The organism is Streptomyces sp. NBC_00433, assembly GCA_036015235.1.
Taxonomy (GTDB): Bacteria; Actinomycetota; Actinomycetes; order Streptomycetales; family Streptomycetaceae; genus Actinacidiphila.
This window is the reverse complement of record CP107926.1, coordinates 996,841-1,018,025: the sequence shown is the minus strand read 5'-3', so window position 1 is coordinate 1,018,025 and position 21,185 is coordinate 996,841. Positions and strand designations below refer to the sequence as shown.

The following is a 21,185-nucleotide window of genomic DNA, read 5'->3' as shown; positions in this document are numbered from 1 at the left end:
GGAGCCTCCGGGACTGTCAGCGCTCGTCCAAGAACTTGGCCAGCGAGCGGATGGTCGGGTTGTCGAAGATGTCCGTCAGGCTGATCCGCACGTCGGCCAGCGCCTGCAGCCGGCCTCGCAGCTCCACCGCCGACAGCGAGTTCAGCCCGTGCGCGAAGATGTCGTCGTCGAGGTCGAGCGGGCCGCATTCGGCGAGGATGTCGCCGACGGCGGTGCGTACGGTGCTGACGCTGTCGCCCGCGGGCACCGCGGCGGCGGGAGCGGGGCCGGGTGCGGCTTCCACCGCGGCTTTCGCCGTCACCGGCGCCGACCAGAAGCGCTGCCGGGCGAAGGGATACGTGGGCAGGTCGATCCGCCGGGCGCCGGAACCGGTGAAGACGGCCGCCCAGTCGACGGTGCCGCCGCCCGCGAAGCGCTCGGCGAGGCCGCGCAGCGCGGTCCGCCCGATCACGGTGCCCGGCTCTGGTGTGCGGGCCAACGTCCGCAGATTCGCCAGGAGTTCGTCCAGGTCCGCGCCGAGCACGACGGCCCGGTGCGCGAACCGCGCCCGGGTCAGCAGGGTGAGCCCGACGTCCGCCGGGTCGACGTCCGCGCCCTCCAGCAGCGCGAGCAGCCGGGCGGCCTGTGCGGCCAGCGCGGCCGGACTCTTCGCCGAGAGCACCCACGGCACCGCGGGCATCGGCCGCCGGGGCTCCTCGGCCGCCGGCGGCGCCTGTTCGACGACGACATGGGCGTTGGTCCCGGCGATGCCGAACGCGGACACCGCGGCCCGGCGCGGCCGTCCGGTCTCCGGCCAGCTCCGCGGCCCGGTCGCCAGCGCCACCCGGCCGGTCGACCAGTCGACATGCGGACTCGGCGCGTCGACGTGCAGCGTCACGGGCACCACGCCCCGGCGCATCGCCTCGACCACCTTGATCATCCCCGCGACGCCCGCGGCGGCCTGCGTGTGCCCGATGTTCGACTTCAGCGACCCCAGCCACACCGGCCGGTCCGCGGGCCGCCCCTGTCCGTAGGTGGCCAGCACCGCCTGCGCCTCGATCGGGTCGCCGAGCACCGTCCCGGTGCCGTGCGCCTCCACCACGTCCACATCCGCCGCGGACAGTCCGGCGTCGGCGAGGGCGGCCTGGATCACCCGTTGCTGGGCGGGGCCGTTGGGCGCGGTCAGCCCGTTGGAGGCGCCGTCCTGGTTCACCGCGCTGCCGCGTACCAGCGCCAGCACCGGATGCCCGTGCGCCCGCGCGTCGGACAACCGCTCCAGCACCAGTACGCCGACGCCCTCGGCCCACCCGGTGCCGTCCGCCGCGGCGGCGAAGGACTTGCACCGGCCGTCCGGCGCGAGGCCGTGCTGCCGGGCCATGTCCACGAAGCCCCGGGGCGTCGCCATGACGGTCGCGCCGCCCGCCAGCACCAGGTCCGACTCGCCGGACCGCAGCGATCCGCACGCCAGGTGCACCGCGACCAGCGACGACGAGCACGCCGTGTCGAGGGTCACCGCCGGACCCTCCAGGCCCAGCGTGTAGGAGAGGCGGCCGGAGACCAGGCTGCCCGCCGTGCCGGTCAGCCGGTAGCCCTCGGCCCCGGCCTCGGCGACGCCCTGCCCGTACTCCTGCGCCATGTGGCCGACGAAGACCCCGGTCGCGCTGCCGGCGAGGGAGTGCGGGTCGATGCCGGCGTTCTCCAGCGCCTCCCAGGCGACTTCGAGCACCAGCCGCTGCTGCGGATCCATCGCCACGGCCTCGCCGGGGGTGATCCCGAAGAATTCCGCGTCGAAGTCCGTCGCACCGGCCACGAACCCGCCGTCGCGCACATACGTCGTACCGGGGCGGTCCGGATCGGGGTCGTAGACGCCGTCCAGGTCCCAGCCCCGGTCGGCGGGAAAGCCCGAGATCACGTCGCGGCCCTCGGCGACCACGTCCCACAGGGCGGCCGGCGAAGCGGCGCCCCCGGGGAAGCGGCAGCCGATGCCCACGATCGCGACCGGGTCGTCGCCGCCGCGGCTCCTCCCGCGCAGCCGCTCGATCTCCTTCAGCGACTCGCGCAGCGCCGCCACCAGCCTGGCTTCGGTGTCCTCGCTCATCGGGCGCCACTCCGCCCGGAGCCGCCGGAGCCCCCGCCGGCATCGTACGCGTCGTCCGGGTCGTCGTCATAGACCGGCGGCGGCACGAACGGGGTGCCCATGGAGACCAGGATCTGCCACAGGGCGATGAGGAAGGCCTGGTCACGCCGGTAGGAGGCGGGCTGGGTGCGGTTGCCGGGACCCACCGGCCGCCCTGACGGGATCTGCGCCCTCGGAAGCCAGCCGATCATCGCGGACCACCCTCACCCAGGGCGGCCGCGATCAGCTCTTCTGTGTCCATCGTCTCGATCAGCTCCTTCCGGCCCGGCCGCGCGTCAGGCTCCGGCGCGACGAGGATTCGGTGTATGTGGTCGGTGAGCGCCGCGGGCGTCGGGTGGTCGAAGACCGCCGTGGCCGGCAGCGGTGTGTCGGTCAGCGGCGCGAGGGCATTGCGCAGCTCGATGGCGGTGAGGGAGTCGACGCCCAGGTCGCGGAAGTTGCGGTCCGCTTCGAGCAGCCGGCCGTCCGTGTGGCCGAGCACCGCGGCCAGCTTGCGGTTCACCAGGTCCCCCACGCGCTGCCGCTGCTCGTCCGGGTCGAGGCCGGCCAGCTCCTGGCGCAGTCGCAGGGCGTCGTCCTGGCGGTTCGGCGGGGCGGGCGGGCGGAGCGTCACCGCGGTCACCCGCGCGCGCGGCGCGGTCAGGGCGGCGTCGAACATCGCCAGGCCGTCGGATTCGGAGATCGCGGCGAGTCCCCGGTCGCGCAGCCGCGCCAGGTCCGCGTCGCGCAGGTGCTCGGTCATGCCGCCCTGTCCCGCCCACAGGCCCCAGGCGATGGACACCGCGGGGAGCCCGGCGGCCCTGCGGTGCGCGGCCAGCCCGTCCAGGAACGCGTTCGCGGCGGCGTAGTTGGCCTGCCCGGCGGAGCCGAGCGTGCCGGCCACCGAGGAGAAGAGCACGAAGGCGGTCAGGTCCAACTCTCGTGTCGCCTCGTGCAGATGCCACGCGGCGTCCGCCTTGGCGGCGAGCACCGCGGCCAGCCGGGGCGGTGTCAGCGACCCGAGCACCCCGTCGTCCAGTACGCCGGCCGCGTGCACCACCGCGGTCAACTCCGGTGTCACCAGAGCGGATACGGCTGCCCGGTCGGACACGTCGCAGGCCACGATCTCGACCGCGGCGCCCAGCCCCGTCAACTCCGCTCGCAGCGCGGCCGCTTCCGGTGCGGCGGGGCCGCGCCTGCTGGCCAGCACCAGCCGGCGCACACCGTGCTCCACCACCAGGTGCCGGGCGAAGAGCGCGCCGAGGCCGCTGGTGCCGCCGGTGACCAGCACCGTCCCCTCGGGCCCGAAGGGGGAATCGCCCGCCGACGCCCCTGTCAGCGGGGCCAGTTGGGCCGCGTAAGGCACCCCGGCCCTGATCAGCAGCTGCGGCTGCCCGGCGGCCAGGACGGCGGGCAGGTCCAGTTCGCCGTCGGTGTCCACCAGGAGGAATCTGCCCGGCTGTTCGGCCTGCGCGGACCGCACCAGGCCCCACACCGCGGCGCCCGCCAGGTCCGGTACGTCCTCGCCCGGCAGCCCGACCGCGCCGCGCGTCACGATCACCAGCCGCCGGGCCGTCGGCGCCTGCAACGCCTCCAGTACCGTCCGCGTCGCCGCGTGCACCGAGGAGACCACGTCCGCAGCCGAGGGGACCACGTCCGCAGCCGTGGAGAAGCCGTCGAGCACCGCGACGCCGGCTTCCGACACGGCGGCGGCGGGCGCCGAGGTCAGCGGCGACCAGGCCAGTTCCCGCAGCCGGCCCGCGGACTCCGACATCGGCCGCAGCCGTACCGACCCCGCGGTCAGCACCGGGCGGCCCGCCCGGTCGCACACCGCGACCGACACGCCGTCCTGGCCCGCGGGGGACAGCCGGACCCGCAGGCCGTCGGCCCCGGCCCGGTGCAGCACCACGTCCTCCCAGGCGAAGGGGACGTCCGTGCCGCCGCGGCCGGTACCCACCAGCCACGCCTGCAAGGCCCCGTCCAGCAGCGCCGGATGCAGTCCGTAGCCGGTCGTGTCGACCTCGGCCGCGATCTCGGCGAAGACGTCGTCGCCGTCGCGCCACAGCGCGCGCAGCCCGCGGAAGGCCGGCCCGTAGTCGTACCCCTGCTCCGCCAGCCGGTCGTACGCCCCCGCCGGGTCGATCGGCACCGCGCCGGGCGGCGGCCAGGCCACCAGCTTCAGCGGGTCCCCCGGGTCCGCCGCGACAACCTGCGCCCTGGCGTGCACCACCCACGGCGCCCCCGGCTCGTCGGCGCGGGCGGAGACCACCACCTCACCGGTCGGCTGGGCGACCACCTGGACGGTCGTCCTGCCCCGCTCGGGCAGCGCCAGCGGAGCGAGGACCACCAACTCCCGCACGGTGTTCAGCCGGAGGTCGGCGCAGGCGCGCAGCGCCAGCTCCGCGAAGAGGGTGCCCGGTGCCAGCACCGCGCCGCCCACCGCGTGGTCGGCCAGCCAGCCGGGGGCGCCGCGGGAGACCGACCCCGACCAGATCACCGTGCCGCTGTCCGCCAGTTCCATCCGGGCGGTCAGCACCGGGTGGTCGGCGGCGACGAAGCCGAGTCCCGTCGCGGCCACCGGCGACTCGGGCCGCAGCCAGTAGCGCCGCCGGTCGAACGCGTAGGTGGGCAGCTCCGCGAAGGGCCCCGCGGTCTCGCCGAAGACGGCCCGCCAGTCCACCGGGAGGCCGCGCGACGACAGTTCGCCGAGTGCCGGCAGCACGCTGGCCATCTCCGGCAGGTCGCGGCGCAGCAGCGACAGCGCGACCACCGGGGTGGGGAGGCTCTGCGCCGTCAGCGTGGTCAGCGCCCGTCCGGGGCCGATCTCCAGGAAGGTCCTGGCGCCCAGCTGGGCAAGGGAGTTGACGCAGGGCAGGAACCTCACCTCGCCCCTGGCGTGCCGCATCCAGTAGTCGGCGGAGCGCAGGTCCCCCTCGCCTGCCAGGCCGCCGGTGACGTTGGACAGGATCGGGATCGTGGGCGGGTGATAGCTGACCTGCCGGGCCACCTCGGCGTATTCGCCGAGTCTGCCGTCCAGTTCGGCCGAGTGGAAGGCGTGCCGGTTGCGCAGCTTGACCGACCGGCGGCCGCGCTCGCGCCACACCTCGATGACCCGCTCGACCGCGTCCGGCGTGCCGGAGATCACCGTGGCCTCCGGCGCGTTGAGCGCCGCGATGGAGACGCCCGGCTCCAGGGTGGGCTCGATCTCGTCGGCGCTCGCCTGGATCTGCACCATGACGCCGGGCGGCAGGGCGCCCATCGCGCGGCCGCGCGCGGCGATCAGCCTGGCGGCGTCGGGCAGCGTCAGGATGCCGGCCACGTGCGCCGCGGCCAGCTCCCCGAAGGAGTGCCCGAGCAGGTAGTCCGGCCGCAGGCCGAAGGACTCGACCAGGCGGAAGAGCGCGACCTCGATGGCGAAGAGGGCAGGCTGGGTGAATTCGGTCCGGTCCTGGAGGACGGCCGCCTCGGGTGTGCCCTTCGCGGCGAACAGCAGCTCGGCCAGCGGCCGGTCCAGGTTCGCGTCGAGCGCGGCGAGCACCTCGTCCAGCGCGGTGGCGAAGGCGGGGAATTCGGCGTGCAGCGTCGCGCCCATGCGGGCGTACTGGCTGCCGTGGCCGGGGAAGAGGAAGACGACAGGGCCGCTCACCTGCTCGGCAGGCTCGGCCTGCGCCGCCTCGGCCAGCCTTTCGAGCAGCTCGGCGCGGTCCGCGCCGGTGACGACCGTCCGGTGCGGCAGGCGCGACCTGGTCGCGACCAGCGCCGTGGCGACGGCCGCCGGGTCGAGGTCCTCGTCCGCCCGCAGGTGGGCCAGCAGCCGGGCGGCCTGGCCGCGCAGCGCGGGCTCGGTGCGCGCGGACAGCACCCACGGCAGCACCGGCCAGTCACGATCCTCGGCGGCGGACTCGGCCTGCGCCGGGGGCTGTTCGAGGATCACATGGGCATTGGTGCCTGAGATGCCGAACGCCGACACCCCGGCCCGCCGGGGCCGCCCGGTCTGCGGCCAGCCGACCGGCTCGGTCGCCAGCGCGACGGCGCCGCTCGACCAGTCCACCGCGGACGTCGGCGGGTCGGCGTGCAGCGTCGGCGGCACCACGCCCCGGTTGAGCGCGCCGATCATCTTGATCATGCCGGCCACGCCCGCGGCCGCCTGGGTGTGCCCCAGGTTCGACTTGACCGAGCCGAGCAGCAGCGGCCGGTCGGCGGGCCTGCCCTGGCCGTACGTCGCCAGCACCGCCTCCGCCTCGATGGGGTCGCCGAGCACCGTGCCGGTGCCGTGCGCCTCCAGCACGTCGACGTCCACGGTGGACAGCCCGGCGGCCGCCAGCGCCGCGCGGATGACGCGTTGCTGGGAGGGGCCGTTGGGCGCGGTCAGCCCGTTGGAGGCGCCGTCCTGGTTGACGGCGCTGCCGCGTATCACCGCCAGCACCCGGTGGCCGCGCTCCCGGGCCCGCGACATCCGTTCGAGCACCAGCATCCCGGCGCCCTCGCTCCAGCCGGTCCCGTCGGCGCCCGCCCCGAAGGACTTGCAGCGCCCGTCGGCGCCCAGGCCGCCCTGCCTGGCGAATTCCACGAAGACCCGCGGTGTGGCGATCACCGTGGCGGCGCCGACCAGCGCCAGGTCGCACTCGTCGGACCACAGCGACCGCGCGGCCAGGTGCACCGCGACCAGTGACGAGGAGCAGGCCGTGTCCACGGTGACCGCGGGCCCCTCCAGGCCGAGCGCGTAGGCGACCCGGCCGGAGGCGACGCTGCCCTGGCTGCCGATCAGCCGGTAGCCCTCCGTCCCGGCCGCGGCGTCGTCCGCGCCCGCTCCGTACTCCTGGGCCATGATCCCGGCGAAGACGCCGGTCCTGCTGCCGGCCAGCGACTCCGGTGCGATGCCGGCGCGCTCCACCGCCTCCCAGCCGACTTCGAGCAGCAGCCGCTGCTGCGGGTCCATCGCGGCCGCCTCGTGCGGGTTGATGCCGAAGAAGCCCGCGTCGAAGGCCCCGGCGTCGGCGAGGAATCCGCCCTGCCGGGTGGTCAGCCCGCCCACCTGCCAGCCGCGGTCGGTCGGGAAGTCGCCGATCGCGTCCCGCCCTTCGAGCACGGCCTCCCACAGGTCCTCGGGCGAGTCGATACCACCGGGGAAGCGGCAGCTCATGCCCACCACGACGATCGGGTCGGCGCCGTCGGCCACGGCCGCGGGACGCTCCTGCGCGACGTCGCCACGTCCGTCGGCCCGGTCCCGCAGGTAGCCGGCCAGCGCGGCGGGCGTGGGGTAGTCGAAGACCACACCCGCGGGCAGCGTCATCCCGGTGGCCGTCTTGAGCCGGTTGCGCAGCTCGACGGCCAGCAGCGAATCGAAGCCGAGGTCGCGGAAGTTGCGGTCGGGGTCGATCTGCCCGCCGTCGCCGCGCCCCAGCAGCACCGCGGCCGCGGACCGGGTCAGCGTGAGCAGGTCCGCGCTCGCGGACACCGCCGTGGCGGGCGCCTCCTGCTGCCGGGCCGGGGCCAGGTCCCGCATGACGGCGGGCAGTTCGCCGATTCCGGCGGACGCCTGGAGCGCCGCCCGGTCGACGGCCATCGCGACCACGTGCGGCCGGTGCTGCGCGAGGGCGGCGTCGAAGAGCGCCAGCCCCGTGCCGACCGGGAGTTCGGTCAGGCCGCGCCGCCTGAGCCGCGCGAGGTCCGCCTCGCCCAACTGCTCCGCCATGCCCGCGCCGCGGTCCCACAGCCCCCAGCCGATGGACAGCGTGGGCAGCCCGCGGTCGTGCCGCGCGGCGGCGAGCGCGTCGAGGAAGGCGTTGGCGGCGCCGTAGTTGGCCTGTCCGGGGCCGCCGCTCACGGCGAGCACCGAGGAGAACAGCACGAGCGTGGCGCCGGTCCGCTCGGTGGCCTCGTGCAGATACCAGGCGGCGTCGGCCTTGGGGCGCAGCACGGTGTCCATCCGGTCCGGGGTCAGCGCCTCCACGACGCCGTCGTCCAGGACGCCCGCCGCGTGGATCACCGTCGCCAGCTCCGGTGTCACCAGGCGGCCGACCGCGTCGCGGTCGGTGACGTCGCACCGCACCACCTGCGCAGTCGCGCCCAACTCGACAAGCTCGGAGACCAGTTCGCGGGCGCCGGGCGCGTCAGGGCCCTGCCGGGAGGCGAGCAGCACCTTCCGTACGCCGTGCCGCGTCACCAGGTGGCGGGCCAGCGCCGAGCCGAGGCCGCCGGTGCCGCCGGTGATCAGGACGGGGCCGGAGGTGTCGAAGCCGCCCGCGCCCGAATCCCGCACGGGGGCCAGCCGGGCGGCGCGCAGCACACCGGAGCGGATCATCACCTGCGGTTCGCCGCTCGCCACGACGGTGGCCACGTCGACCTCACCGTCGGTGTCCACCAGGACGAACCTGCCGGGCGCCTCGGCCTGGGCGGCCCGCACCAGGCCCCACACCGCGGCGGCCACCGGATCGGGCGGGCCCTCACCGGCCGGCTGCACCGCGCCGCGGGTGGCGATCAGCAGGACGCTGTCCGCCGAGCGCTCGTCGGCGAGCCAGTCCTGGAGCACCCCGAGCATGTGGTGGGCGGCGGCGTGCGTCTCGGCGACCGTGTCGAAGCCCGCCGTGTCCGACCCGAAGGCGCCATCGAGGACCACGACGTTCGGCAGCGGCGCCCCCCGGTCCAGCTCGTCCCAGCCCCCGACCGACACCGGGATCGCCCTGGGCCGCGCCAGCGGCGGCCAGGCCACCTCCAGCAGGCGGTGGGCGGCCGCTTGCCCGGCCCGGGAGACCGCGGCCTGCTGCTCGCGCGACAGGCGCCGCAGCACGACCCCGCCCGCCGTGCACACCGGCCGGCCGGAGCCGTCGTAGGCGGCGAGGGAAATCTCGTCGGGACCGCTCGGCGTGATCACCACCCGCAGGGCCGTCGCACCCGTCGCGAGCAGCCGCACGTCGGCCCACGCGAAGGGCAGCGCCACACCCTGCCCGGCGACGGTGAGCAGCGCCGCGTGCAGCGCCGCGTCGAGCAGCGCCGGGTGCAGGCCGAACCCGGCCGGGTCGGTGCCTTCGGGCAGCGCGACCTCGGCGAAGACCTCGTCGCCTTGCCGCCACAGCGCCCGCAGACCGCGGAATGCCGGCCCGTAGGCGTAACCGCGCTCGGCCAGCCGCTGGTAGGCGTCGTCCAGGCCGACCGCGGCCGCCGCGGCGGGCGGCCATTCGGCGGGCAGCGGGCGGGGGGCCGCGGGCTCCCCGGCGGCCAGTTCGCCGCGCGCGTGCGTCACCCACTCGCCGTCGCCGCGGGAGTGGATCGCGACCTCGCCGTCGTCCTCGACCACCCGTACGTCCACCCCGCCCTGCTCCGGCAGGACGAGCGGGCTGTGGATCACCAGTTCCCGCAAGCTCTCGCGGCCGGCCTCCGCGCCCGCGCGCAGGGCCAGTTCGACGAACGCGGTGGCGGGCAGCAGCACCGCGCCGGCGGCGGCGTGGTCGGCAAGCCAGCCGTGCGTGGCGAGCGACAGCCGCCCGGTCAGCAGCACCGCGCCCGTGTCCGGCAGTTCGGCCACGGCGCCGACCAGCGGGTGCTCCGCGGCGGTCAGGCCCAGGGCGGCCGCGTCGGTGTGCGGCTTCGGCTCCAGCCAATACCGCGTGCGGTCGAACGCGTAGGTGGGCAGCGGCACTTGCCGCGCGCCGCCGAAGACCGGGCCCCAGGTCACCTCGCCGCCGCGCACGTACCGCTCGGCGGCGGAGGCCAGCAGCCTTGCGGGGCCGCCCTCGTCGCGACGCAGCGAGCCGACCACGGTGACCGTACGGCCCGCCAGCTCGGCGGTCTGCTCGATGTGGATGCCCAGCGCCGGATGCGGGGAGCATTCCACGAAGTGCGTGAAGCCGTCGGCGAGCAGGGCCTCCACGGACCGCTGGAAGGCCACCGGCTCCCGGCAGTTGCGGTACCAGTACGCGCCCGTCAGCTCCTCGCCCGCGATCGTCCCGCCGGTCACCGACGAGTAGACCGGCACCGACGCGGCGGTGGGGCGTACGAAGGCGGCCAGGTCGGCGAAGTCGCCCTCCAGCGGGTCGACCAGCGGGGAGTGCGAGGCGAAGGGCGTCACGATCCTGACCGGCACCTCGGCCGCGCGCAGCTCGGCGATGAAGTCGGCCAGCACGTCCGCCGGACCGGCCACCGTCGTCCCGCCCGGACCGTTGACGCCCGCTATCGACAGGCCCGGGAGCAGCCGTCCCGCCACGGCGCTCTCCGGTGCCCCGACCGAGACGATCGCGCCCGGGAGCTGCTCGGCGATCAGCCGCGCCCGCGCCACGATGAGCCGGCACGCGTCGTCGAGCGACAGCGCACCGGCCACGCACGCGGCCGCGACCTCGCCCTGCGAGGTGCCCACGACGGCGTCGGGCCGTACGCCGAGCGAGCGCCACAGCTCGGCCAGCGACACCAGCACCGCGAAGAGCGCGGGCTGCACGATGTCGACGCGCGCCAGCCAGGAGTCGTCGGCGCACTCCCGGACCGTGTCCAGCAGCGACCAGTCGACCAGCGGGTCGATGATCCGCGCGCATTCGGCCATCCGGGCGGCGAAGACCGGTGCGGAGTCGAGCAGTTCGGCGGCCATCCCCAGCCACTGGATGCCGTGCCCGGGAAAGACGAAGGCGGTCCTGCCGGGGTCGTCCTCGGCCCGTCCGTAGGTCACGTTCGCCGCGGGCAGGCCCGCGGCCACCGCCGACAGCCCGGCGAGCATGTCGGCCCGGTCGGCGCCGACCACCACAGCGCGGTGCTCGAAGCGCGACCGGGCGGTCGCCAGCGACCTGCCGATGTCCGCCGGGTCGTAGGGGCCGGCGTGCGCGAGCAGCCGCTCGGCCTGGCCGCGCAGGGCGTCCTCGGTCCGCGCCGACAGGACCCAGGGCACGGCGGGCCAGCGCGGCCCGCCGCGGGGCGGGGCCGGTTGGACGGGTGCCTGTTCGAGGACGACGTGGGCATTCGTGCCGGAGATCCCGAACGACGACACGCCTGCCCGCCGCGGCTGCCCGGTGTCCGGCCAGTCCTCGGCGCCGGTGGCCAGCCGCACCGCGCCGGACGACCAGTCGACGTGGGGGCTGGGCGCGTCGACGTGCAGGGTGGCGGGCACGATGCCGTGCCGCATGGCCGCGACCATCTTGATCACGCCGGCCAGCCCGGCGGCGGCCTGGGTGTGCCCGATGTTCGACTTCAGCGAGCCGAGCAGCAGGTGCCGGCCGCGCGGCCGGCCCTGCCCGTAGGTCGCGAGAACCGCCTGCGCCTCGATGGGGTCGCCCAGCGCGGTGCCGGTGCCGTGCGCCTCCACCACGTCGACGTCGGCCGCGAGCAGTCCGGCGTCGGCGAGGGCGGCCTGGATCACCCGTTGCTGGGAGGGGCCGTTGGGCGCGGTCAGGCCGTTGGAGGCGCCGTCCTGGTTCATGGCGCTGCCCCGCACCAGCGCCAGCACCTCGTGCCCGTTCCTGCGGGCGTCCGAGAGGCGTTCCAGTACGACGACGCCGACGCCCTCGGCCCAGGCCGTGCCGTCGGCAGCCGCCGCGAAGGACTTGCACCGCGCGTCCGGCGACAGGCCGCGCTGCCGGGCGAATTCGAGGAAGACCCGCGGTGTCGCCATCACGCTGGCGCCGCCGGCCAGCACCAGGTCCGACTCGCCGGACCGCAGCGAGCCGCACGCCAGGTGCATCGCGACCAGCGACGACGAGCACGCCGTGTCGACGGTCACCGCCGGACCCTCCAGGCCCAGCGCGTAGGCCACCCGGCCGGACGCGACACCGGACAGGCCGCCGGTGATGCGGTAGCCCTCGACGGATTCGCTGGAGTCCCAGCCGTACATCCCCACGAAGGTGCCGGTCCTGCTGCCGGCCAGCGACCGCGGGTCGACACCGGCGTTCTCCAGCGCCTCCCAGGCGACTTCGAGCAGCAGCCGCTGCTGCGGGTCCATCGCGAGCGCCTCGCCGGGGCTGATCCCGAAGAAGCCCGCGTCGAAGCCCGCGACATCGGTGAGGAAACCGCCCTCGCGGACGTACGTGGTGCCGGCGCGGTCCGGATCGGGGTCGTAGAGCGCGGCCAGGTCCCAGCCCCGGTCGGTGGGGAAGGCGGAGATCACGTCACGCCCGGCGGCGGCGACGTCCCACAGGTCCGCCGCGGAGGCGATGCCGCCCGGATACCGGCAGCCGATGCCGACGATGGCGATCGGGTCGTCGTCGGCGGGCCGGGCGGTACGGGCCGGGCGCGGGCGCTCGGCAGTCGGCGCCTCGTCGGCGGCGCGGTCGTCCGCCGCGTGCTCGGCCAGGTGCGCGGCGAGCGCGGCGGGCGTCGGGAAGTCGAAGACCGCTGTGGGCTCGACCTGCCTGCCGAGCGCCGCCGACAGCCGCTCGGCCAGGTCCACGGCGCTGAGCGAGCCGAAGCCGAGATCCTTGAAACTGCGTTCGCGCGGCACGGCGCCGGGGTCGCCGTGGCCCAACTGGGCGGCCACCTCGGTGCGGACGACCCCGATGAGGTCGCCGCCCGGCGAGGGCGCCGCGACAGTCGGGGTGGCGGCTCCGGCGGCCTGGCGGTCGAACGCGTAGGTGGGCAGGTCCACCGGGCGGGCGCCGGAGCCGGTGAAGACCGCGGACCAGTCCACCTCGCCCCCCGCCACGAAGCCGGCGGCCATCGCCGACAGCGGCTCCGTGGCGGAACCGGCCACCGCCGGCAGCTCACCGCCGGCCAACGCTCGTAGCGCGGACTCCAGTTCGAGGCGGTCGCGGCCGAAGGCGACGGCGCGGACCGGGAAGGCCGTCCGGGTGGTCGCCAGCGAGAACCCGACGTCCACCGGGTCGGCACCAGCGGCCTGGTCCAGCAGCCGCAGGGCCTGCGCGCGCAGGGCCTCGGGGGTCTTCGCCGACAGCACCCACGGCACCACCGGCAGGCCGGACGGCGCGGGCGGCGCCGGCGCCGGGGGTGCCTCGGTGAGCACCACGTGGCAGTTCGTCCCGCCGAGGCCGAACGAGCTGACGCCCGCGACGGCCGGGCCCTCGGGCCACGGCCGGGACGCCGTGTTCACCGCGAGGTTCAACTCCGCCAGCGGGATCGCCGGGTTGGGCTCCACGAAGTGCAGGCTCGCCGGCACGTGCCGGTTGCGCAGGCTCAGCACCGTCTTGAGCAGCCCCGCGATGCCTGCCGCGGCCTCCAGGTGGCCGATGTTGGTCTTGACCGACCCGACCAGCAGCGGCGCCGTCCTGGTCGGCGCGGTGCCCAGCGCGGCGCCGAGCGCGGCGGCCTCGACGGGGTCGCCGACGGCCGTGCCGGTGCCGTGCAGTTCGACGTACTGGACCGCTCCCGGGTCGATCCCGGCCTGGCGGCACGCCCGTTCGAGCAGGGCCTGCTGCGCGGCGGCGCTGGGTGTCGTCAGCCCCTCCGTGCGGCCGTCGTTGTTGACCGCGCTGCCGGCGACGACCGCGGCGATCGGGTCGCCGTCGGCGAGGGCGTCGGCCAGCCGCTTCAGGACGACCAGGCCGCCGCCTTCGCCGCGTACGAAGCCGTTGGCGCGGCTGTCGAAGACATGGCAGCGGGCGTCGGGGGACAGCACGCCCATCTCCGCCAGGCCGTTGCCGGTGTCGGGGGCCACCATCAGGCTGGCCCCGCCGGCGATGGCCAGGTCGCACTCGCCGCCGCGCAGCGACTGCACCGCCAGGTGCACCGCGACCAGCGACGAGGACTGACCGGTGTCCACCGTGAGGCTGGGGCCGTTCAGCCCCAGGGCGTAGGACAGCCGGTTGGCCGCCATGCCGCGCTGCCGCCCGGTGAAGGTGTAGGGGTCGGGCGCGGAAGCAGGTGCGGCCTCTCCCGGCGCGGCCACGAACACGCCGGTCTGCGTGCCCTCCAGCCGGGCCGCGGTCAGCCGCGCCTGCTCCAGCGCCTCCCAGCCCAGCTCCAGTATCAGCCGCTGGTGCGGGTCCATCGCGGCGGCTTCCCGTGGGAAGACGCCGAAGAAGCCCGCGTCGAATCCGGTGATGTCGTCGAGGAATGCACCGCGGCGCGCGGTCGGCCGGCCCTGTGGCGGGTCGGTGACGGCGTCGGTGCCCGAAACCAGTAGCCGCCAGAATTCGGCCGGTCCGTTCGCCCGGGGCAGCCGGGCGGCCATACCGATGATTGCGAACCCGTCTGTCATGATGCATCTCCTCGACGAAATCCCGAAATCCCGAAGTACGACGCGGGGTGCCGGTCAGGAAGCGGCGGGCGCCCGGCGGAAGGCGGAGGTGTCCGGCGGCGCCATCTTGCCCAGCTGCATCATCAGGACGTGCAGGTCGTTGCAGGCCCAGTGCTCGCTCACCTGGCCGTCGCGGACCCGGGCGATGTGGATCTCGTTCCAGCTGATGGTGCGGCCGGTCGGCTCGGCGCCGAACACCACGCCCTTGTGGGTGCCGGTCAGCTCGACGTGCTGGATGACGTACTCGCCGTCCTCGAACTCGCGGATGATGTTGACCTTCAGGTCAGGGAATCCCTGCCGCTCGATCAGGATCACCGACTTGACGCCCTCGCGGCTGGTGTCCATTCCGGGCGGCGCGTTGTGGTTGACGAAGTCCTCGCTCATCACCTCGTCGAGAACGTCGGCATTTCCCTGGGAGAATCCTTCATCCAGAATGCGACGGGCCACGGTCTTGTTGGACACGATGTTCTCCTTGGAATGGTTTTCCGGTGATCTCGGAAAGAGCTACCTGGATGTTGACGAGAGTCCGCTCCGGTTCGAGCCAGCCCGCCGCGGGGCCCGGGTCGAACCGGGCCCACACCGCTTCGGCGGACAGCCGCTCGGCGTGCGCCGACCGGGCGGCTGCGAGCACCCGGTCGAAGTAGTCGGCCAGATCCCGCAGCGCCTCGATCCCGGCCGGCCTGCCGTGACCGGGCAGGACGACCCTGGGGCCCAGCGCGATCAACTGGTCGAGCGCCGCCCGCCAGCCGCCGACCCGGCCGTGCACCGCGAGCGGTGTCACACCGGCGAAGCACAGGTCACCACTGACCAGCACCTGCTCCGCCGGCAGCCACACCGCGAGGTCGGCGGCCGAGTGGGCGTCGGTGAATTCCAGCACCCGCGTGCCGTCGGGCAGCGCGCGTTCGATGCCGGCGGCCGGCACGGGTTCCGCGGCCACGCTGTCCCAGCCGCCGAGCCGGTCCGCGAAGGCGGGCATCACCTTGGCGAGCAGCGCGGGCAGCCCCGGCTCGCCGATCATCTTGCGCATCCCGGCCACCGTGCGCGGATGGGCGATGATCGGCACCTTGTCGAACAGGACGTTCCCGCCGATGTGGTCGGTGTGGATGTGGGTGTTGACGACGAGTTCCGCGCTGCGGCCCCGGCGGCTCAGCGCCGCCACGACGGCGTCGGCCATCTCCGGCAGCAGCATCGTGTCGATGACGGTGGCCGGCCCGCCGAGCAGCAGCACGCTGTTGGACAGGCCCGCGCTGCCGTCGCCGTTGACCACCGCGACGACGCCGTCGGCGACCTCGACCTCCTGGCGCACGGGAATCCCGACCGGCATGGCGGTCATCCCTGGAGGGCGCGGATCCGCTGGACCAGTCCGGTGCGGTCGAGCATGGCGTGCCAGGACACGATGCGGCCGGCGTCGGCCCGTATCGTCTCCACGACATTCCAGGTCAACCGCTCGTCGGTGCCCTTGGCCACGCCGGACAGCGTCAGCTCGGCCGACAGCGCGGAGCCGTCCGCGGACTCGATGATCCCGTCGACGGTGTGGTCCAGCTCCGCGTACAGGCCGCGCTGCTGGGTGAACATCCCGGCGAGGCCCTTGGGACCCGTCTTGTGCTGGCTCGCGGTGCGGATGTCCAGCTCCGCGTCGCACAGTTCGTAGAACGCGAAGTGGTTCTCCGCCTCGACCGCGGCGTACACGGCCTCCCAGAGTTCCCGAGCGGTCTTCATGCCAGTTCCCTTTCGCCGGATACGATCCAGTCGACCTGGTAAACATGCACATCTGCGTTGTCGGCGTACTTGTGGAGTTCGAGGATCAGCGCACGGCCCGCCTCGCTGCGGATGTGCTCCTGGAAGGCGGTCAGCTCGCTCCACTGGGCGTAGTTCGTCACCCGGGTCCCGTCGACGCTGCAGTGCACGTTGGCGGAGACGAACCCGGGCATGTGCCGGACGATGTCGTCCGTCTCCTTGCGGATGGCGGTGGACAGCGCCTGCTGGTTCTCCGGCTTGCAGGTGAAGACGTTGATGTAGATCATCAGCCGTTCCTCGGCGGAAATCGTGCTCATGACCACGTCGCCAACGTCTCGGCGACCACGGTGAAACTGCGGAACTCCGGGTCGGAGTAGCACTCCCGCATCGGCCGGACGATTTCCTTGTGGCTCTCGGACTTCTCCCAGGTGAAGAACTCCGCGAGGGTGGTCCACTCGCTGACGATCAGCCAGCTCCGCGGGTCGTCGGGCGCCTGGCAGATCTGGTCGCGGATGTGGCCGGGGGTCGACGCGACGCTGAAGCGGACCTTCTCGTAGGCGGCGAGGAATTCCTCCCGCCTGTCCTCGTCGACCTTCATCATGAACAGGACGCGGGCGGTGCCCGCCGCGCCGTCGGCCTGCTCGGACTGCCCGGCCTCCGGCTCGCCGAGGACCTCGGTGTCCACGTGCGCAAGCGACGGGTCGGGCGCCAGCGGACCGATGTGGTAGACGGTCAGCGACTCCGTCGTGCCCACATTGCGCAGCCGGTGCCGCTTGCCGATGGGCACGTAGATGCCCTCGCCGGCGCCCAGCGTCCAGTTCTCGCCCTCCGCCTCGAGCACCAGGTCGCCGCTGACGACGAAGAGGAATTCCTCGGAATAGGGGTGGAAATGCTCCACCACGTGTTCACCGGGCTGGAGGACAGCCGTGCCCATATAGCCGGATCGGCTGCCCACGGAACCGGGGTGCAGAACCATACGCAACTGGCCGCCGCGCTTCCGATAGGGCTCTATCCCATCGGCGCGGATTCGACTCACCTGTGAATCACTCATGGATGAATCATGTCCGACGGCCCCGCGGGATCGCATCGGAAATCTGCCGCGAAATATCGGCGGCAATTCCGCAGCCTGCTGCGGGAAACCCGCAGCGGCCCGGCCGGGGACAAAAGGAAGCGGGCCGGCGGGCAAGGCCCGCCGGCCCGTCGGCCGTTCACTTCCCCCGGGGTCAGGGGACCGCCGCGTGCGCCCGGAAACCGTGCGTACAGGCGTAGACCGCCAGCTGGGTCCGGTCGCGCAGGTCGAGCGTGCGCAGCAGCGAGGAGATGTGCGTCTTCACCGTGGGTCTGCCCAGCTGCAGCTGGTCGGCGATCTCCACGTTGGTCAGTCCGTGGCCGATCAGGCCGAGGATCTGCCGCTGCCGGGGGGTGAGCTTCACCCCGTTCCCCGGCCCGGACGGCACACCGGAAGGCCCGCTGAAGCGCAGCGCGGTGACCAGTTCGCTGGCCACCTGCGGATCGAGGGCCACGCCGCCGCGGTCCACCGCCCGGATCGCGTCCACGAGCCCCTGCACCGGCGTGTCCTTGTGCAGGAACCCCTGGGCGCCCCCGAGGAGCACCTTGAGCGCCGTGCCCGGGTCCAGGTTGGCGGACAGGGCGAGCACCTTGACCGACTCCTCCGCGGTCCGGCTCACCAGCTGCCTCGACAGCAGGTCCTCGATGTCGAAGCTGTCGAGGTCCATCAGCAACACGCGCGGCTGATGCTCCTTCAGCAAACCCGGGTGGTAACTCGCGGTGTCGAATTCGACGACCACATCGATCCCCTGTATACCCCGCAGTACAGTCATCATGCCTGCCCGGTACACGCCAGGACCACCACAAACTGCGACCGGCAACAAATCGTCTAAACCACGGACAATATCCATCGAGACCCCCGCAGAGTGATAAACCATCTGTGGATTTGTGGGGCAGACATCACCGCCACCAGTTGGCTCTCCCCGCCGCGCACTCGCGTAACCGGCGTCCGTACGCTCCCCTATAGTCAGCGCCAAGCGCACCGAATACCGGTACGGCCGTGCCGCCGTCCGCCGTAGTGCGGACAGCCGGCTCGGGCTCCGAGCGGAGTCGCGGAAGCGGACGGGTGCGGTGCCGCGGCATGACGGTGGCCGCGCGGGCACCCTTCTTGTTCGCACTCGAAGAAGCCCTCGCGGCCACGTGGTGTCACGGCCCCGCCCCCGGTCAGTCGTGGGGGTACTCGCTATCTGCCGCCGTCCGGCCCCCCCGACGCGAGCCGCTTCACGCCTTGCGCGGCGGGGCTGCGCAGCACCAGCGCGCTGTTGAACCCGCCCTGGCCGCGCGCGGTCACCACGACGGTGTCGAGCCGGCGTTCGCGCGGTTCGCGCACCAGGTCGAGGCCGTAGGCCGGGTCGGGGTCGTCCAGGTTGCCCACCGGCGGGACGACGCCGGCCCGCATGGCCAGCAGCGCCGTGGCCACGTTGAGCGCGGAGCCGCCGGCCAGCAGTCGGCCGACCAGGCCCTGCGGCGCGGTGACCGGCACCCCGTGCGGGCCGAACACCGAGCACAGCGCCGCCGCTTCCGCGGCGTCGGCGTCCGGGCGCCCGGCGCCGTCGGCGAGCACCAGGTCCACCTCGTCCGGGCGCGCGCCGGCCCGGCGCAGCGCCGACTCGATCGCTCGGGCGTACTGCCGCCCGTCCTGTGCGGTGTCCCGGTAGTGGTGCGCGTCCTGGGTGGCCGCGTAGCCGGCGATCACGCCGTAGCCCTCGGGCGCCGACCTGGCACGCGCGGCGGACTCGTCCTCCACCACCAGCACCGCGCCGCCCTCGCCGGGCAGGTGGCCGTTGGCCGCCCGGTCGAACGGCTTGTAGCCGGCCCGCGGGTCGGTCGCGGTGGACAGCCGGCCGCCCGCCATCTGGGCGGTCAGCGCGTAGGGCGCGATCGGGGCCTCGGTGCCGCCGGCCAGCACGGCGCCGGTGCCGCGCCTGATCGCCCGGTCGGCCCAGCCGAGGCTGTCGATGCCGGACGCCGCGTCGGAGACCAGCACCCCGCAGGGCCCCTTGGCACCGTGGTGGATGGCCAGTTGGCCGGTGCTCGCGGCGTAGAACCAGGCGATGGACTGGTAGGCGCCGACCGCCTTGCGGCCCCGGCTCCACAGCGCCTGGATCTCCCGCTGGCCGAATTCGTTGCCGCCGGAACCGCTGCCCAGGATGACCGAGGTGGCGTACGGGTCGTGGGCGGAGGGGTCGTAGCCCGCGTCGTCGAGGGCCATGCCGGTCGCGGCGAAGGCGAGCCAGGTCCACCGGTCGGTCTGGACGGCCAGCCGGTCGGGTACGTGCTCGGCGACGTCGAAACCGGGCACCTGGCCGGCCAGCGTGGTGGCGTAGCGGCCGGCGTCGAAGGCCTCGATGGGCCGCACCGCCAACTCACCCGCGAGGGTCGCGCGCCAGTGCTCGGCCGCGCCGATGCCGGTCGGCGCGACGACGCCGATCCCGGTGATCACGGCGGCCATCAGCGGACCCCGGCCAGGACGATCGCCGACTGGAAGCCGCCGAAGCCGCTGCCGACCGACAGCGCGGCCCGCACCCGGTGGTCCCGCGCGGTGTTGGGCACGTAGTCCAGGTCGCACAGCGGGTCGGGGTGGGCGTAGTTGGCGGTGGGCGGCACGACGTTGTGCTCGATGGCCAGCGCGGTGGCGGCTACTTCGATGGAGCCGATCGCGCCGAGGGAGTGCCCGACCATGGACTTGATGGAGCTGACCGGCACCTGGAAGGCGTGCGCGCCCAGGCTGCGCTTGATGGCGGCGGTCTCGTGCCGGTCGTTCTGCTTGGTGCCCGAGCCGTGCGCGTTGACGTAGTCCAGTGCGGTGGGGTCCAGCCGGGCCTGCTCCAGCGCGCTGCCGATCGCGGCGGCCATCTCCAGGCCGTCGGGACGCAGCCCGGTCATGTGGAAGGCGTTGCACCGGTTGGCGTAGCCGGCGATCTCCGCGTAGATGTGCGCGTCCCGCCGCCGGGCGTGCTCGTACTCCTCGAGGATGAGCACGGCCGATCCCTCGCCCATCACGAACCCGTCGCGGGTCGCGTCGAACGGGCGGGAGGCGTGCTCGGGGTCGTCGTTGCGCGTACTGGTGGCGCCGATGGCGTCGAAGCAGGCGATCGAGATCGGCGTGATGGGCGCGTCGCTCGCGCCGGCGACCATGATGTCGGCCATGTCGTCCTGGATCAGCTGGTAGGCCTGGCCGATCGCGTCGATGCCCGAGGTGCAGCCGGTGGAGACCACCGACGCCGGGCCGTGCGCGCCGTAGCGGTAGGCGACCTCGGCGGCCATGCTGCTGGGCACCCACGCCTGGTAGAGGAAGTCGGAGGCGAACTCCGGCTCGACCAGCCAGTTCCGGCCGCCGTCGCTGGCGACCACGTATTCGTCCTCAAGGCGGGTGCTCGCGCCGACCGCGCTGCCCAGGCACACCGCCATCCGGTCGTGGTCGAACCCGCCGTCCAGGTCCAGGCCCGAGTCGGCCATCGCCTCGTCGGCGGCGACCAGCGCGAACTGGACGGAGCGGTCGTTGCGGAAGACCTCCTGCCGGGTCAGACCCGCGGCGAGCGGGTCGAAGTCGACCTCGGCGGCCAGTTGGGAGCGGAACTGCGCCGGGTTGAACAGCGAGATCCTGCGGGTCGCGGTGCGCCCGTCGGTGATCAGCTGCCAGAACGCCTTCCGGGTGGCGCCACCGGGCGCGACCACGCCGATCCCGGTGACCACGATGCGCCGGCGGCCGCTCATCGTGCCCGCTCGCTCAGTTCCTCGTTGACCAGCGTCACCAGCTCGCCGAAGGTCGCGTGCGCATGCTCGTCGTCCAGCTCGATACCGTAGCGGTCCTCGATCTCCGCCTTGACCTGCAGTTGCGCCAGCGAGTCCAGGTCGACGTCGCTGAGCGTGGCACTCGGGTCGGCGGTGACCGCGGACCGCGGCAACCCGGCTTTCACGACCAGGATCTCCATGAGCTCACTAATTGTGAATGTCGACACAGCGATTCCCCTTCGCATTTCGGCTACGAACCCGGCAACTCAGGCTACGCAATAATGGGTCTGATTATCTTCAGCCTGGAGAACTAAATCGACTCATGCCCGAGAATGAGGCCGACCCATCCTCGCGGATGATCTTATGCAGGCCCACGGAATT

The 21,185-nt window shown here is 73.9% G+C and carries 12 protein-coding genes; all 12 read right to left on the bottom strand.

Features of this window, described 5'->3' with window-relative positions; all coding sequences use genetic code 11:
• Positions 1-16: 16 nt before the first annotated feature.
• Positions 17-2,077 (bottom strand): phosphopantetheine-binding protein, encoded by a 2,061-nt coding sequence (locus OG900_03905; GenBank protein WUH89374.1) that lies wholly within the window; start codon positions 2,075-2,077, stop codon positions 17-19.
• On the bottom strand, positions 2,074-2,307 hold the full coding sequence (locus tag OG900_03900; GenBank protein ID WUH89373.1) for a hypothetical protein: 234 nt from the start codon (positions 2,305-2,307) through the stop codon (positions 2,074-2,076). The genes OG900_03905 and OG900_03900 overlap by 4 nt, the downstream gene beginning before the upstream one ends.
• Positions 2,304-14,225: an SDR family NAD(P)-dependent oxidoreductase gene (locus OG900_03895; protein WUH89372.1), complete on the bottom strand. Its 11,922-nt coding sequence runs from the start codon at positions 14,223-14,225 to the stop codon at positions 2,304-2,306. Before OG900_03895 ends, OG900_03900 begins: the two co-directional genes overlap by 4 nt.
• A 54-nt stretch (positions 14,226-14,279) precedes the next feature.
• Positions 14,280-14,726 carry an ester cyclase gene (locus tag OG900_03890; protein WUH89371.1) on the bottom strand — a complete coding sequence of 149 codons (447 nt, stop codon included), beginning with the start codon at positions 14,724-14,726 and terminating at the stop codon, positions 14,280-14,282.
• Complete coding sequence (locus OG900_03885; protein WUH89370.1) at positions 14,689-15,597, bottom strand: MBL fold metallo-hydrolase; 909 nt, start codon at positions 15,595-15,597, stop codon at positions 14,689-14,691. The genes OG900_03890 and OG900_03885 overlap by 38 nt, the downstream gene beginning before the upstream one ends.
• On the bottom strand, positions 15,594-15,983 hold the full coding sequence (locus OG900_03880) for a nuclear transport factor 2 family protein (protein WUH89369.1): 390 nt from the start codon (positions 15,981-15,983) through the stop codon (positions 15,594-15,596). The genes OG900_03885 and OG900_03880 overlap by 4 nt, the downstream gene beginning before the upstream one ends.
• Positions 15,980-16,318: an antibiotic biosynthesis monooxygenase gene (locus OG900_03875; GenBank protein WUH89368.1), complete on the bottom strand. Its 339-nt coding sequence runs from the start codon at positions 16,316-16,318 to the stop codon at positions 15,980-15,982. Before OG900_03875 ends, OG900_03880 begins: the two co-directional genes overlap by 4 nt.
• On the bottom strand, positions 16,315-16,956 hold the full coding sequence (locus OG900_03870; GenBank protein ID WUH89367.1) for a cupin domain-containing protein: 642 nt from the start codon (positions 16,954-16,956) through the stop codon (positions 16,315-16,317). Before OG900_03870 ends, OG900_03875 begins: the two co-directional genes overlap by 4 nt.
• 268 nt (positions 16,957-17,224) lie before the next feature.
• Positions 17,225-17,737, bottom strand: a complete 513-nt coding sequence (locus OG900_03865) for a response regulator transcription factor (GenBank protein WUH95603.1) — start codon at positions 17,735-17,737, stop codon at positions 17,225-17,227.
• Positions 17,738-18,252: 515 nt separating this feature from the next.
• Positions 18,253-19,521 carry a ketosynthase chain-length factor gene (locus OG900_03860; GenBank protein ID WUH89366.1) on the bottom strand — a complete coding sequence of 423 codons (1,269 nt, stop codon included), beginning with the start codon at positions 19,519-19,521 and terminating at the stop codon, positions 18,253-18,255.
• Positions 19,521-20,786 (bottom strand): beta-ketoacyl-[acyl-carrier-protein] synthase family protein, encoded by a 1,266-nt coding sequence (locus OG900_03855; GenBank protein ID WUH89365.1) that lies wholly within the window; start codon positions 20,784-20,786, stop codon positions 19,521-19,523. Before OG900_03855 ends, OG900_03860 begins: the two co-directional genes overlap by 1 nt.
• Positions 20,783-21,004 carry an acyl carrier protein gene (locus tag OG900_03850; protein WUH89364.1) on the bottom strand — a complete coding sequence of 74 codons (222 nt, stop codon included), beginning with the start codon at positions 21,002-21,004 and terminating at the stop codon, positions 20,783-20,785. Before OG900_03850 ends, OG900_03855 begins: the two co-directional genes overlap by 4 nt.
• Between the last annotated feature and the right edge of the window lie 181 nt (positions 21,005-21,185).